The organism is Streptomyces sp. NBC_00647 (assembly GCF_045207245.1).
GTDB lineage: Bacteria > Actinomycetota > Actinomycetes > Streptomycetales > Streptomycetaceae > Streptomyces.
The window spans coordinates 7,747,343-7,762,426 of the sequence record NZ_CP109040.1 but is presented as its reverse complement, the minus strand read 5'-3'; the positions used below and the strand labels follow the sequence as shown (position 1 = coordinate 7,762,426).

Here is a 15,084-nt window from a genome sequence, read left to right as displayed (position 1 = left end):
AACGTCACACAACGCCCAACTCGCCTTGTTTCACTGGGGAGTTGGAGACCGTCTCAACAACGGGCCAGAGCCTTTCACGGTTTCGACACAACTGACAAGCGGCGTATGCACATCGAGTGGTCGCGCGATCACGCGGCGACCGTCCGGCTTCCGGCGCCCCGAGTGTCGTACGGACCGCGGGCCGCGGGGGATCGATCGCTTCAACTTTCACAAGACCCACCACTCCCCCGCCGGTGCGGATCCGACGTGGTGCGGAACAGGCACAGTGCGACGCGACGCACGGCACAGCGGCGCACTGAACAGCGGCGCATGACACAGCGACGCTTGGCACAACTGCGCATGGCACAGCTGCGCACGGCCCGGACGTACGGAGGACGTCCGGGCCGTGCGGGTGCGCTGCGGGGCGCGGGTCACACCTGGGTGGCCGGCTCCTGCGCGGGAAGGCTGTCCATGAAGGAGCTGACGGAGAAGACCGCGCGGCCGGGACCGGGTTCTCCGTATCCGGGCGGCGACTTGAGACCGAAGTCGTCCATCGTGGCGCGGTAGGCCTCGAGCAGGCGGATGTGGTACTCCAGCGGCGCACCCTGCGGGTTGGCCTTGCCGAGCGGCGTCGTCGGCTCCGGGCACCAGGTGGTGAAGCGGGGCGTGATGCCGTGCGACATGAAGAAGCGCAGCCCCTCGGTCGTCGACGCGATCGCCTCGTCGACGGTGGTGAAGCCGAACGGCTCGGCCATCTCCACGCCCGCGACGAAGTTGGGGATCACATTGCGCGCCCCGAAGATCTCGGCGGAGTCGAGGATGCGCTTGTGCCACTCGTCCCTGCCGACGTAACGCTCCTTGCCGGGGCAGTACAGCTCGAAGAGACGGCGGTCCCACACCTCGTAGTTGGGGTGGTAGATCTGCACGCCGTAGTCCTTGAACCGCTGCACGTCGTCGCGCGGGAGGGCCTGCGCCACCACCTTGCCGATCCACCGCCCGGGGAACCGCTCCTCGATGGCCTTGGCGTAGTGCCCGTAGAAGTCGGCCTCGTCGCGCCCGGCGACCGTCTTGGTGATCGCGCCACCGGTGAGGGTGTAGGCCGTCGACGCCTTCGCGGTGTCGTAACGGTCGATGATCTCCAGCGCCTCGAGGACCTCCTCGACGTCCTTCACACCGGTGTACGGACGGCCGGCGGCCTTGTGCTGGCGCCAGTTGTGGTTGATGTCGCAGTACTGGCACTCCTCCTTGGCGCCGAAGTACTGGCACACGCGGAAGACCGTGAGGTAGATGAGGTACCCCCACTGGATCGTCGGGGCCACCTCCATCACGGACTTCCCGCTCGAGAGGGTGTGCCGGTAGTACTCCGGCATCGGAGGCACTCCGACATCGGAGATCCGCTTCCCGTCGAGGTACAGCCCGAGGACGCCGTCCTCGTCGGCGGCGACGCGGTACGGCGAGGCGGGATTGACGCGCACGGACACGACGGTGCGCCGCAGGTCGTACGGGCCGCCGGTGAGGATGATCTCCTCGGGCGGGCGCCGGAGCGCTGCCTCGCCCAGCTCGGGCAGGGTGCCGTGGTCGAAGGAGAAGATGAAGTACGACTTCGGTTTGACCTCACCGCTCTCGTTGTCGCTGAGGGCGGAGGCGTCGAAGGCCATGCCCCCGCGGAGCAGGTCCTCCTTGAAGACGGCTTCCCGCGGCACGTGCGGGAACCGCTCCATCAGATCCTCGACCAGCGCGGTGCGGCTGCCCATCCCGTTCTCCTCGCTCCCGACCTGCTTCGTCTGTCGTGTTCGACTCCTCACGGTATGCCCCCGCCCGGACATCAGCCGTGCCGGGTCCCCTCGCGCCGCGCGATGTGCGCAGGAGCGGGCTGTCCGGACGGCAGCAGCGGGTCCGGCTCGGGCGCGCCCCAGACCGAGGCCAGCGGCAGCGTTCCGGCCCACAGACCGAGAGCGGCGTCGGGTCCGTCCCCGTCGTCCGGGGCTCCGGTGCGGATCTTCACCGAGGCCTCTTCGAGGGAGAGCGCGAGCAGGGTGGTCGCGGCCAGTTCCTTGCGGCTGGGCCGGCGGGCGTAGTCCCACTGTCCGGGCGTGGCGTGCTCGGTGAGCCGCCGCAGCGCCTCGGTCTTCTCCTCGGGATCGGTGACCCTCCGGGGCACCCCGTGGATCATCGCGCTCCGGTAGTTCACCCCGTGCTCGAACACGGACCGTGCCAGTACGAGCCCGTCGACGTGCGTCACGGTCACACACACCGGGGTGTCGCCGGCCAGGCTCCTGCTGGCCACGGAGCCGTGGACGTACAGATCGTGCTCGCCCCGGCCGTACACCGTCGGCACCACGATCGGCCGTCCCTCGACGATCACCCCGAGATGGCAGACGAAGCCCGCGTCGAGGATGGCGTCGAGATCGGCGCGATCGAGACTGCCCTGCTCGCGCAGCCGGCGGTGGCGGGTGAGGTCGGTGTCGGGGAGGGGTCCGTGGGCCATGGTCGCGAGAATACCGATATCGCAGAGGGATGAGCCATGGATGGACCGAATCAACACACCAGGGGTGCCATGGCAACGGAATCCGCATCGGGTGCACCACGCGGGTCGCTCGGAGGACGCCATGTCGAGCTCCCCGATGACACGGGCGCGGCCCTGGGGGACAGCGAGCGCCCCGCTGCCCCCGAGCCCCCCGCCCCGCCGGTCCGCCGTCCGCGCCGGCCCGCCGGTCCGCCGGTCCGCGCCGAGAGTCGGCTCCCCCCGGGCCACGCACCCGATCCCCGGAGAACTCGTTTGCTCCGTCCGGGCGCCGCTGCGAGAGTCGTGGCCATGTCTGTCTTCACCGCGTACGACGGGACCGAGCTGAGCTTCGACGCCTGCGGGGAGGGCTCGCCCGTGGTGTGTCTGCCGGGCGGACCGATGCAGGACTGCGTGTATCTCGGGAATCTGGGCGGCCTGTCCGAGCACCGGCGGCTGATCATGATGGACCCGCGCGGCACCGGCGGCTCCGCGACCCCCGAGGACCTCTCCTCGTACCGCTGCGACCGGCTGGTCGACGACGTGGAGGCCCTGCGCGAGCACCTCGGGCTCGACCGGATGGACCTGCTCGCGCACTCCGGCGGGACGAATCTGGCGATCCTCTACGCGCAGCGCCATCCGGACCGCGTGGCGCGGCTCGCGCTGATCACGCCGAGCGTCTACGCCGTCGGGATCGAGATCGCCCCGGAGGTCAGGACGGCGACGGCCCGGCTGCGGCACGACGAGCCGTGGTTCCCGGAGGCGTTCGCGGCGCTGGAGGCGATCGTCGGTGGCAACGGGGACGCGGACGCGTTCCGGGCCATCGCCCCTTTCTGGTACGGGCGTTGGGACGAGGCCGCGCGGGCGCACCGGGCCGCGGAGGACGCGCACAAGAACCACGAGGCCGCGGCCCGTCACCTCGACGGCGCGTTCGCCCCGGACGAGACCCGGGCGGCGCTGGGCCGTCTGGCGTGCTCGGTGCTGGTGCTCGCCGGGGAGGTCGATCTGAACTCCCCGCCTCCCGCGATGGCCGCACTCGCCGACCTGTTCCCGCACGCCGAGCTGGTCGTCCAGCCCGGGGCCGGGCACTTCCCGTGGCTCGACGACGCGGACCGGTTCGTGGCGACGACGGCGGCGTTCCTCGGGCGTCCGGCCTTCCGGGAGCCTCTCGCCGGCGAGCTTCGCCCGACCGTGTGAGGCGCGCTCCGAACACCCGGGTCAGGCGGCCCGCGCCAGTCCCTCCAGGTCGATCCGGTACGCCGGCTCCCGTCCCGACAGCAGGCGTTCGATCTCGTCCAGCACGGTCTGGCCGAGCCGGGCGACCTCATTGCCCTGGGAACCGGCCAGATGGGGTGTGACGAAGGCGTTCGGGAGGTCGTACAGCGGGGAGTCGGCGGGGAGCGGCTCGGGGTCCGTGACGTCGAGGACGGCGCTGATCCGCCCGGCGCGCAGCTCCTCGACGAGGGCGTCGTGGTCGACCAGGGCGCCGCGTGCCGTGTTGACGAGTACCGATCCGGCGGGCATCAGGGCGAGTTCGCGCCGGCCGATCAGATGCCGGGTCTCGGATGTCTGCGGGGCATGGACGGTGACGATGTCGCTTCCGCCGAGCAGGGCGTCGAGCGGCAGCAGGGGGACGCCGAGGGCGGCGGCCCCGGCTTCGTCGACGTAGGGGTCGGCGAGGCTCACCCTCAGGTCGAAGGGCCGCAGCAGTTCGATGAGGCGCCTGCCGATGCGGGAGGCGCCCACGATGCCGACGCGGCGGCCGAAGTTGCCGATGCCGGGCAGGACGTCGCCGTAGGGGAAGCTCCGCTCGGCGCGCAGACGGTCCCGGTGGGCGAAGACGTCCTTGCCGGCGAGCAGGATCATGGCGAGCGTGTACTCGGCGACGGGCAGCGCGTTCGCGGCGGCGGCCGACGACACGACGATCCCGCGCTCCCACACCTCCGGCGCGGCGAAGCCCTTCACGGAACCGGCGGCGTGCAGCACGGCACGCAGTTCCGGGGCCGCGTCGAGCGTGTCGGCGTCGAGCGTCGGGCATCCCCAGCCGGTGATCAGGATCTCGGTGGCGGCGAGGCGGGCGCGTACCCGTGGATCGGTGAAGTCACGTGCCACCAGGGAGAGATCGATGTCCACCAGCTCGCTCAGCCGGGCGAGTGCGTCCGGAGGGAAGATCCGCGTCACGTTCTCGGCGGTCATGGCGAACATCGCCACAGGACGCTCGGGCAAGAGGTGGCCTTCCGGTTCGGCGACGCCAACGACAGCAACCGCTCTCTACGGTAGGTCGCGGCACGTGAGAGGGTCAACGGACAGGTCTGCCACCTGGGCGGACCGGCAGGGTACGTTCCACGAGTGGTCACAGCACGGGCCACGGACGGCGACTTCCCGGGAGGGACGACAGGGATGACCCTGACCAACTGGGCCGGCAACATCACGTACGCGGCGAAGGAGCTGCACCGGCCCTCCTCGCTCGCCGCGCTCCGGACGTTGGTCGCGGACAGTTCCCGCGTACGGGTGCTGGGCAGCGGGCACTCGTTCAACGAGATCGCCGAACCGGGCCCGGAAGGCGTCCTGCTGTCGCTGACCGCGCTGCCGCCCGCGGTGGACATCGACACGACGGCCCGTACGGTACGGGTCTCGGGCGGCGTCCGGTACGCCGAACTCGCCCGCCGGGTGCACGAGCACGGGTTCGCGCTGCACAACATGGCCTCGCTTCCGCACATCTCCGTGGCGGGCTCGGTCGCCACGGGCACCCACGGGTCCGGCGTCACCAACGGGTCGCTCGCCGCCGCCGTGCGCGAGGTCGAGCTGATCACCGCGGACGGTTCGTCCCTGACGATCGGCCGGGGAGACGAACGCTTCGACGGCGCCGTGACGTCGCTGGGCGCGCTCGGGGTGGTCACGGCGCTCACCCTCGACCTGGAACCCGACTTCGAGGTGAGCCAGCACGTGTTCACCGAACTCCCCCTGGAGGGACTGGACTTCGAGGCGGTCGCGGCGTCGGCGTACAGCGTGAGCCTGTTCACGGACTGGGGCCGCCCCGGCTTCCGGCAGGTGTGGGTCAAGCGGCGCACCGACCGGCCGGTGACCGACTTCCCGTGGGCGGCTCCCGCGGCCGAGGCCATGCACCCGGTGCCGGGGATGCCCGCGCGCAACTGCACCGAACAGCTCGGCGTCCCGGGCCCCTGGCACGAGCGGCTGCCGCATTTCCGGGCCGAGTTCACCCCGAGCAGCGGAGCGGAGCTGCAGTCCGAGTATCTGCTGGCGCGCTCGGACGCCCTGGCCGCGCTGCACGCCCTGGACGCGATCCGTGGGACGATCGCGCCGCTGCTGCAGATCTGCGAGGTGCGGACCGTGGCCGCCGACCGACAGTGGCTGAGTCCGGCGTACGGACGGGACACCGTGGCGCTGCACTTCACCTGGGTGGAGGACACGGCGGCCGTCCTGCCGGTGGTGCGGCGGGTCGAGGAGGCGCTGGAGCCGTTCGAGCCGCGGCCGCACTGGGGCAAGGTGTTCACCGTGCCGCCCGCCGCGTTGCGCGGCCGCTCGCCGCGGCTGGCCGACTTCAGGGCGCTGGCCGGCGAACTCGACCCGGCGGGGACGTTCACCAACGCCTTCGTGGGGGACTTTCTCCACCCCCTTTCCTAACCCCTTGTCGAAAGTCCCTCCCAGGCCATAGCCTTGCGCCGCGCCGGGGCCGACGGGTCCCGCCATGGCACGGAGGGACCGAGGGCAGCGATCGGTGCCGTGCCGCCCCGGGGCGCGCCCCGGACCCCGGCCGGAAGATCTGGTCGGCCGACGTGCCCGGTACCCGGTGCGCGGAAGCGAGGGGAGCCTCATGAAGCGCGGCACATCACGCGACATCCGCACCGCGAACCGTTACGAGGTGCTGCGCCAGATCATCGCCGAATCACCCACTTCGCGGCAGGAGTTGGCGACGGAGACCGGGCTCAGTCTGGCCACGGTCGCCACGCTCGTCGGTGAGCTGCTCGATCTGCGGATGCTGACCGAGGTCGGGTTCGAGGACTCCGCGGGCGGCCGCCCGCGGGGGCTGGTGGCGGTCAACGCGACAGGGGGCGCCCTGATCGGCGTCGACATCGCGGAGACCTACGTCCGCGTCGAGCTGTTCGACCTCGCCCTGAACGTGCTCGCCCGCGCCGACGAGGACATGCGCCCCGGCGAGAGCCGTCCGGAGCAGGTCGTCGGGCATGTCGCGGCCGCCGTCGGCTCGGTGGTCGCGCAGGCCGGGGTGGAAGGCGCGCGCGTCCTCGGCGTGGGCGTCAGCGTCCCCGGGCAGGTCGACCGCGACACCGGAGTGGCGGAGTACGCGCCCAACTGGGACTGGCACGACGTGCCGTTGCTCGATCTGCTCGCGGAGCACATCGCCTACCCCCTCTACCTCGACAACCCCCTGCGCGCCTGCGCCGTCGCCGAGCTGTGGTTCGGCGCGGCCCGGGGACGCGGTGACGCCGTCGTGGTCAACCTGGGCACCGGCGTGGGCGCCGGCCTGGCGCTCGGCGGCGGACTGCACCGCGGTGTCAGCAACAGCGCCGGCGAGTGGGGCCACACCACCCTCGTCCTGGACGGCCGGCTGTGCCACTGCGGCAACCACGGCTGTGTGGAGACCTACGTGGGCGCTCCCGGAATCATGCTGAATCTACGGGAGTCGAGCCCCGGCAGCACCCTGCTGCACCCGGAGGACCAGACGGCCACCATCGACGCGCTCGCGGCGGGCGTCGCCACCGGGGACCCGGTGGCCCTCAAGGTCGTGCGCGACACCGCGCGTTACCTCGGCGCCGGGATCTCCGACCTGGTGAACCTGCTCAACCCCGAAGTGGTCGTGCTGAGCAGCTGGGTCGCGGCCACGCTGGGGGAACCGCTGCTGCGCGAGGTGCGCGAGGCCGTCGCCCGGCACGCGCTGCGGCGCCCCTTCGCGGCCACCGAGATCGTCCTGTCCCCCATTCCGACCGACCCGGTCTGCCTCGGCGCCGCGACGTTCGCCCTCGAGGGAGCGCTCCAGTCGGTCGGCCAGCGGCCGGCCGCCAAACGGGCCGCCCCCGCACGGAGTCGTACGGCACCGTCCGCGTGACGACGGACTCGGCACCGTCGGCGCGGTCCGCTCCAAGGGGCGCCGCGTCGAGGTGAGTTGAGGCATCGCGGTCCGTCCCGAAGGTGGACCGCGACTCCGGCACGTCCGGTATCCCGAACCCCCGACAACGCTTCGCACCGACTTCGTCCAACCCCTTGCCGAAGCCTTAGCAGAAGGTTAACGTCCCGCACCGCACCGCGAATTCGAGCCGCAGCCGCACTCAGGACAAGGACGTCAACATGTCGGCAATGAGCAGCAACTGGGACCGTCGATCCGTATTGAGGGCCGCCGCCGGCCTCGCCGCCCTCGGGCCACTGGCCGCGTGCGGCAGCAACAACGGGCGTTCCGGGGGCGGGAGTTCGGGCAAGGAACTGGTCCAGTACTTCCACGCCTACGGGGAGGCGGGCACCGAGCAGGCCATCAAGAAGTACGCGAAGGCCTACGACAAGGCCCAGGTGACCACGCAGTGGATCACCGGCAGCGACTTCGAGAGCAAGCTGTTCGCCTCGCTGCTCACCAAGAACGCGCCCGACCTGTTCGAGTTCCACCCGCAGATCCAGCTCGTCAAGAGCGGTCAGGTGGCGGACCTCAGCGACATCATCGAACCGGTCAAGGACGACTTCAACCCGGCCGACATCGCCTCGCACACGGTCGACGGGAAGACGTACGGCGTCCGGATGATCGACGACCCGCAGTTCTTCTTCTACCGGCCCTCGCTGCTGGAGAAGGCCGGCGTCGACGTTCCGACCACCCTCGACGAACTCATCGAGGCCGCGGCGAAGTTGACCACCGGCAAGGTCAAGGGCCTGTTCATCGGCAACGACCTGCACGCGGTGATCAACCCGATGATCTGGTCGGCGGGCGCCGACACCCTCGACGACAAGAACCAGATCGCCTACCACACCGAGGGCGTCAAGGAGGGCCTGAAGAAGATGCGCAAGCTCTTCACCAGCGGCCATCTGCTCCTGGACGCCCCGGCCGACTACTGGGACCCGTCGGCGCTCAACCAGGGCCTGTGCGCCATCCAGTTCTGCGGCATGTGGGCGATGCCCCAGATGCAGAAGACGCTCGGCGACGACATCGGGGTCTTCGCCTTCCCGAAGGTCACCGACGACGGCAAGCCCTCCGTCTACAACGGCGGCTGGTCGATGTTCGTCAACGCCAAGGGCAAGAACGTCGACCTGGCCAAGGAGTACGTCAAGTGGCTCTGGATCGAGCAGAAGAAGTACCAGGAGGACTGGTCGCTGTCGTACGGCTTCCACATACCGCCGCGCTCCTCGCTCGCCGCGTCCGCCACCAAGCTCAAGTCGGGTCTGCCCGCCGAGGGCGTCAAGCTCTTCGGCGAGTACGGGCACTTCGACAACATCGGCTGGACCCAGTCCATGATCACCGCCCTTGAGGACGTCTTCGCCAACTCCGTCCGCAAGGACGGGGACCCGGAGGCCGCGCTCGACAAGGCCGACGTGACCGTCAACCGCGAGCTCAAGAAGCTCTTCGGATAGACCGACGGACGGGCTGCGACATGTCGATCACCACTCCACGCGGAGTCTCGCGCCCCGCCCCGGCCAAGGCCACGACGGCCCGGCCGCGGCGGGGGCTGCGGGGCGGCAGCACCCTCAACTTCTGGCTCTTCACCGGCCCCTTCCTCCTCGGCCTGCTGGTCTTCGTGTACGTGCCGATCGGCTGGAGCCTGTGGCTGAGCTTCTTCGAGGCACGCTTCACGGTCACCCCGGACAAGTTCGTCGGCTTCGACAACTACCGGCAGATGCTGGAGAACGGCAACTTCACCGGGGCACTGGTCACCTTCACCGTGTTCGCCGCGTTCATCGTGCCCCTGACCTGGGCGCTCTCGCTCGGCCTCGCGCTGCTGGTGAACCGGCTGCGGTTCATGCGGGCGTTCTACCGGTCGGTGTTCTTCCTGCCGACCGCGTGCAGCTATGTCGCCGCCTCGCTGATCTGGAAGATGTCCATCTTCAGCGGGGTCCGCTTCGGTCTGATGAACACCGTCCTCGGCTGGTTCGGGATCGAGAACATCGCCTGGCTGGCCAACCCAGATCCGCCCTGGTACTGGCTGGTCATCGTGACCGCCCGGCTGTGGCTCCAGGCCGGCTTCTACATGATCCTCTTCCTGGCCGCCCTGCAGAACATCCCGCCGGAGCTGTACGAGGCCGCAGCGATCGACGGTGCCCGGCCCGGCTGGCAGACCTTCCGCCACATCACCCTGCCGCAGCTGCGCGCCACCTCGACGGCCGTGATCCTGCTGCTCCTGGTCGCCGCCTACCAGGCCTTCGACGAGTTCTTCAACCTGCTGTCGAAGACCACATGGGGCCGCCCGCCGCTCGTCGAGCTGTACTACACGGCGCTCGGCCAGGCCCAGGACTACGGCGCGGGCAGCGCGGGCGCGGTCATCCTCACCCTGCTGATCTGCATGGTGACGCTGCTCCAGGGCAAGTTCATGGGATTCGGACGCGGGGAGGAAGCCGAGTGACCGCCGTCATGGAAGGCCGGAAGGCCCACGCCGCGCCGCCGAGGAAGCGCGGAGGGAACCGGCGTGGCGTCCTCGGCAGCACCGGCTTGTACATCGCCACAGGGGTCGCCGGCCTGCTGTTCCTCGTCCCCTTCTACCTGCTGGTCCGCAACGCTCTGTCGACCGACGCCGAAATCACCGGCGAGAACTGGCAGTTCTTCCCCACCGATCTCAAGTGGGGCAACATCGGGGAGCTGTTCGACGACCCCACCGTGCCCTTCGCCCGCTCCCTGTGGAACTCCGCCGTGGTCGGTGTGCTGCACACCATCGGCACCCTGCTGGTCTGCTCGCTCGCCGGCTACGGCCTCGCCCGGATCCCGTACAAGCACGCCAACAAGGTCTTCTACGGAGTGCTGGTGACCCTGATGGTCCCCTCCGCCGTCACCTTCGTCCCGAGCTTCGTGCTGGTCTCCTCGCTCGGATGGGTGGACAGTCTTCGCGGTCTCATCATCCCGGGGCTTTTCAGCGGTTTCACGTGCTTCCTCTTCCGGCAGTACTTCTTGGGGTTCCCGAAGGAGCTGGAGGAGGCGGCGCGCATGGACGGGCTCGGCTACTGGGGCGCGTACTGGCGCATCGTCGTGCCCAACTCGCTGAACTTCTTCGCCGCGATCGCGACCATCACCTTCATCAGCGGCTGGAACGCCTTCCTGTGGCCGCTGGTCATCGGCCAGAACCCCGAGGCGTGGACGGTCCAGGTCGCCCTCTCCTCGTACATGACGAACCAGACCGTCAACTTCCATCTGATCTTCATGGCCACGGCCATTTCCATCCTGCCCCTGGTGTTCGTGTTCCTCTTCCTCCAGCGCTGGCTGGTCCAGGGCATCGCGCAGACCGGCATCAAGGGCTGACCTAGGAGACGCATGTCTTTCCGCACCTCCCCCGGAACACCGGCCTCTCCCCCGTCCGCCACCGACTACGTCGAGGACGTCTCCCCCGGCAGCGGCGCCCTGCCGCCGCGCGCCTGGTACCCGGCCTCGGACGCCAGGTCCTTGTCACTGAACGGCAGTTGGAGCTTCCGGCTCTCGCCCACCGCCGACGCCGAGGACGACTCCTTCGCGGCCGAGGGGTACGAGGCCGGGGACTGGGCCGAGGTCCGGGTCCCCGGCCACTGGGTGCTGCAGGGCCATGGCGCACCGATCTACACCAACCACCTCTACCCGTTCCCGGTCGACCCGCCGCGCGTGCCGACCGAGAACCCGACCGGTGACCATCTGCGCCCCTTCGACCTGCCGTCGGACTGGCCGGCGGACGGCGGCACGGTCCTGCGCTTCGACGGCGTCGAGTCCTGTGCCCGGGTCTGGCTGAACGGCACGGACCTCGGCGAGTTCAAGGGCTCCCGGCTGCCGCACGAGTTCGCCGTGGGCCATCTGCTGCGGCCGGGCGGCAATGTGCTCGCGGTCCGGGTGCACCAGTGGTCGGCGGGCTCCTATCTGGAGGACCAGGACCAGTGGTGGCTGCCGGGCATCTTCCGTGACGTCACCCTGCTGCACCGCCCGGCGGGCAGCGCGCTCGACTTCTTCGTGCACGCCTCCTACGACCACCGCGAAGGCCTGGGGACCCTGCGCGTCGACTCCGACGTCGACGGGCGGGTCCTCGTGCCCGCCCTGGACATCGATGTCGAGACCGGCACGGACCTCACGGTGCCGGTGCTGCCGTGGACGGCCGAGACGCCGCGGCTGTACGACGGTGAACTGGTCACGGAGGGCGAGCGCGTCCCGCTGCGCATCGGCTTCCGTACCGTCACGCTCGAGGACGGCCTGATCAAGGTCAACGGCAGAGCGGTCCTCTTCAAGGGCGTCAACCGGCACGAATGGCATCCGGAGAAGGGCCGCGCCCTCGATCCGGAGACCATGCTCGCCGACGTGCTGCTCATGAAACGGCACAACATCAACGCCGTGCGCACGTCTCACTATCCGCCGCACCCCGCGTTCCTCGACCTGTGCGACGAGTACGGCCTGTGGGTCATCGACGAATGCGACCTGGAGACCCACGGTTTCACCGAACAGGCCTGGCGCGACAACCCCGTCGACGACGCCCGCTGGACACCCGCGCTGCTCGACCGGGCGGCGCGCATGGTCGAACGCGACAAGAACCACCCGTCCGTCGTCCTCTGGTCCCTGGGCAACGAGGCCGGTACCGGGCGCGGTCTCACCACCATGGCCGAGTGGATCCGGGGCCGCGACGGCTCACGCCTCATCCACTACGAGGGCGACATCGACTGCCGTGACACGGACGTCTATTCGCGCATGTACGCGCCTCACGCCGAGGTCGAGCGGATCGGCCGGCGCCTGGACGGCGGTGGCCGACGGCGGCGCGAACTCCCCTTCATCCTCTGCGAATACGGACACGCCATGGGCAACGGCCCCGGCGGCATCGCGGACTACCAGGCCCTCTTCACCTCGTACGACCGCGTCCAGGGCGGTTTCGTCTGGGAGTGGATCGACCACGGCATCCAGGACGAGCGGTACGGGTTCGCGTACGGCGGTGACTTCGGCGAGGAGCTGCACGACGGGAACTTCGTCTGCGACGGGCTCCTCTTCCCCGACCGGACACCCTCCCCCGGGCTCGTCGAGTACAAGAAGGTGATCGAGCCCGTCCGCATCGACGGCGGGGTCTCTTCCGCCGCGTCCGAAGAGGGCCGGACGCTGGGCTCGGACGGCACCGTGCGCGTCACCAACGGGTACGACTTCGCGGATCTCTCCGCCCTCGCCTTCGAGTGGTCGTACCAAGTGGACGGCGAGACCGTCGAGTCGGGCCTGCTCCCGGTGCCCGCGCTGGCAGCCGGCGAGTCGGCCGACGTCAAGCTGCCGACGCCGCCCGCGGACCCGCGGGGCGCCGAGGCCTGGTGGACGGTCCGTGCGGTGCTGGCCGAGGAGACGGCGTGGGGGCCGCGCGGCCATGTCGTCGCCTGGACCCAACTGGCCGTCTCGGAGCCGGTGTTGCCACGCCTGACGTCAAACGCCGCTCCGGTGCCGGGCGGGCGGGTGATCACCCTCGGGCCGGGCACCTTCGACGCCCGCACCGGTGCGCTGCTGACGATCGGCGGGATCGAGGTCACCGGCCCGCGGCTGGACGTGTGGCGCGCCCCGACCGACAACGACAACGGTGCGAGCTGGCAGCCGGACGCCCGCTACGGGACGCTCTGGCGCACGCTGGGCCTGCACCGGATGCGGCACCGGCTGGACGGGGTGGAGCCGGGCGACGACGCCCTGACCGTACGCACCCGGGTGGCGCCCGCGGCCTGGGAGGTGGGCCTGCGCACGGTGTACCGGTGGACCTCCGACGGCACGCGGCTGCGGCTGACCGTGTCGGTGGCCCCGGAGGGCGAGTGGACGCTGCCGTTGCCCCGGCTCGGCGTCCGGCTCGGGCTCACGGGCTCCGCGGACCGGGTGACATGGTTCGGCGGCGGCCCCGGAGAAGGCTATCCGGACACCAAGTCGGCTTCCCTGATCGGCCGTTGGGAGTCGGCGGTCGACGAGATGCAGACGCCGTACGTGCGCCCGCAGGAGAACGGCGCCCGGGCCGACGTCCGCTGGGCGCGGATCGGGGGCCTGCGGATCGAGGGCGACCCCTCCTTCTGGTTCACCGCGCGCCGCTGGACCACCGAGCAGCTGGACGCGGCGGACCATCTGCCGGATCTGCGGCCGGGTGACACCGTCTGGGTCAACCTCGACCACGGCCAGCAGGGCATCGGTTCGCAGTCGTGCGGCCCCGGCGCGCTTCCCCCCTACCAACTGCGGGCCGAGCCGGCGGAGTTCTCGTTCGTCTTCTCGGAGATCCATGACTGACACCGTCATACCGACCGCGGCCGGACGGCTCTTCAGCCGTCCGGCCGCGGTCGCGTCCTGCGTCGCGTTCGTCCTCATCGGCATGATCCAGGCGCTCTACGGTCCCGCCGTGCCGGGCCTGCGCGCGGAGTTCGGCCTCACTCCGCCGGCGGCCGGACTCGGCCTGAGCCTTCATTTCACCGGTGGGGTCGCGGGTGTCCTCGCCTTCAACGCCGTTCACGCCCGGATCAGCAATCGCCTTCTGCTGAGCGCCAGTTACGGACTGATGGCGGCGGGTGCCGCCGGGTTCGCACTCGCCCCGGACTGGCCGCTCGCCCTCACCGCAGCCTTCCTCGGAGGTCTCGGCTTCGGCGGTGTCGACTACGGCCTCAACCAGTTGTTCGCCGTCGGCTTCGGCGACCGTTCGACGGCGATGCTGAACGTGCTGAACGCGCACTTCGGCATCGGCGCCGTACTCGGGCCCGCGTTGATCGCGTGGGTGGGGCCGGACGACTACCCGTACGCGTTCGGGGTGTGCGCGGTGCTCGCGGGCGTGCTGGTCCTGTGCACGGGCGGGGTCCGCGGCGGGGCGGCACAGAGCGCCGCTCCCGGCGACCGGGCGGCGCCGCCCTCCGGAGGCGGGGCGCTCTCCCGTGTCCTGATCGGCTTCCTCGTGCTCTACATCCTGAACGTCGCCGTCGAGGCGGGCGTCGGCGGCTGGGAGCCGACACATCTGGAGACCGTCGGCTACAGCGCGACCGTCGCCGCGTCCGCCACCTCGGTGTACTGGCTGATGATGACGGCGGGCCGTTTCCTCGTCGTCCCGGTCGCCCTGCGGTACGCGCCCGAGCGCATCCTCGCTGTCTGCGCGGCCGGCATGACGGCGTGCCTGCTGCTGGCGCTGATGCCGGCGGCGGCCCCGGTGGCGTACGCCGGTGTGGGCCTGTTCATCGCGCCGGTGTTCCCGACCGGGCTGACCTGGCTCAACAGCGCGCTTCCGCAGGCGGGGAGAGCCGGGGCCTGGGTGATCGCGGCGTCGATGATCGGCGGCGTCGCCGCTCCCCCGCTGCTCGGCGTGGGTATCGAGGCGTCGGGCATTCGCGCGGTGCCGTGGCTGCTGACGCTGCTGTCGACGGCCTCGCTGGTGGCCACCGTCCAGCTGATCCGGCTGACCCGGAGGCCCTCGCCCCGAGTGCCGTGAGCCACGCTCGCCGGGCCCGCC

The 15,084-nt window shown here is 70.5% G+C and carries 11 protein-coding genes; 8 read left to right on the top strand and 3 right to left on the bottom strand.

What is annotated here, in order from left to right; genetic code table 11:
• Positions 1 to 410: 410 nt before the first annotated feature.
• Positions 411 to 1,733, bottom strand: a complete 1,323-nt coding sequence (locus OG788_RS34125) for a radical SAM protein (RefSeq protein WP_406374955.1) — start codon at positions 1,731 to 1,733, stop codon at positions 411 to 413.
• Between the two features lie 71 nt (positions 1,734 to 1,804).
• Positions 1,805 to 2,467, bottom strand: coding sequence for a pyridoxamine 5'-phosphate oxidase family protein (locus OG788_RS34120; protein ID WP_356749393.1), 663 nt, complete (start codon positions 2,465 to 2,467; stop codon positions 1,805 to 1,807).
• Between the two features lie 327 nt (positions 2,468 to 2,794).
• Here OG788_RS34120 and OG788_RS34115 point away from each other — a divergent pair, with 327 nt between their 5' ends.
• Positions 2,795 to 3,679 carry an alpha/beta fold hydrolase gene (locus OG788_RS34115; protein WP_406374954.1) on the top strand — a complete coding sequence of 295 codons (885 nt, stop codon included), beginning with the start codon at positions 2,795 to 2,797 and terminating at the stop codon, positions 3,677 to 3,679.
• Positions 3,680 to 3,700: 21 nt separating this feature from the next.
• Here the strand turns inward: OG788_RS34115 and OG788_RS34110 are convergent, their stop codons facing one another.
• The gene (locus OG788_RS34110) at positions 3,701 to 4,708 is read right to left on the bottom strand and encodes a hydroxyacid dehydrogenase (RefSeq protein WP_406374953.1); all 1,008 of its coding nucleotides are present in this window, start codon (positions 4,706 to 4,708) and stop codon (positions 3,701 to 3,703) included.
• A 174-nt stretch (positions 4,709 to 4,882) separates the two neighbouring features.
• Between OG788_RS34110 and OG788_RS34105 the strand changes: the two genes are divergently transcribed.
• The 7 genes from OG788_RS34105 (at position 4,883) to OG788_RS34075 (ending at position 15,063) form a co-directional block, all read left to right on the top strand.
• Positions 4,883 to 6,127: an FAD-binding protein gene (locus OG788_RS34105; RefSeq protein ID WP_406376917.1), complete on the top strand. Its 1,245-nt coding sequence runs from the start codon at positions 4,883 to 4,885 to the stop codon at positions 6,125 to 6,127.
• Positions 6,128 to 6,317: 190 nt separating this feature from the next.
• Positions 6,318 to 7,568 (top strand): ROK family transcriptional regulator, encoded by a 1,251-nt coding sequence (locus OG788_RS34100; protein ID WP_406374952.1) that lies wholly within the window; start codon positions 6,318 to 6,320, stop codon positions 7,566 to 7,568.
• A 239-nt stretch (positions 7,569 to 7,807) separates the two neighbouring features.
• Positions 7,808 to 9,070, top strand: coding sequence for a sugar ABC transporter substrate-binding protein (locus OG788_RS34095; protein ID WP_351536671.1), 1,263 nt, complete (start codon positions 7,808 to 7,810; stop codon positions 9,068 to 9,070).
• 20 nt (positions 9,071 to 9,090) lie between these two features.
• Positions 9,091 to 10,056, top strand: coding sequence for a sugar ABC transporter permease (locus OG788_RS34090; RefSeq protein ID WP_351536674.1), 966 nt, complete (start codon positions 9,091 to 9,093; stop codon positions 10,054 to 10,056).
• Positions 10,057 to 10,064: 8 nt separating this feature from the next.
• Positions 10,065 to 10,943: a carbohydrate ABC transporter permease gene (locus OG788_RS34085; protein WP_406376916.1), complete on the top strand. Its 879-nt coding sequence runs from the start codon at positions 10,065 to 10,067 to the stop codon at positions 10,941 to 10,943.
• Between the two features lie 12 nt (positions 10,944 to 10,955).
• Entirely contained in the window at positions 10,956 to 13,883 is a 2,928-nt protein-coding gene (locus tag OG788_RS34080) for a glycoside hydrolase family 2 TIM barrel-domain containing protein (RefSeq protein ID WP_406374951.1), read from the top strand.
• Positions 13,876 to 15,063 (top strand): MFS transporter, encoded by a 1,188-nt coding sequence (locus tag OG788_RS34075; RefSeq protein WP_406374950.1) that lies wholly within the window; start codon positions 13,876 to 13,878, stop codon positions 15,061 to 15,063. Before OG788_RS34080 ends, OG788_RS34075 begins: the two co-directional genes overlap by 8 nt.
• The last annotated feature ends 21 nt before the right edge of the window (positions 15,064 to 15,084 follow it).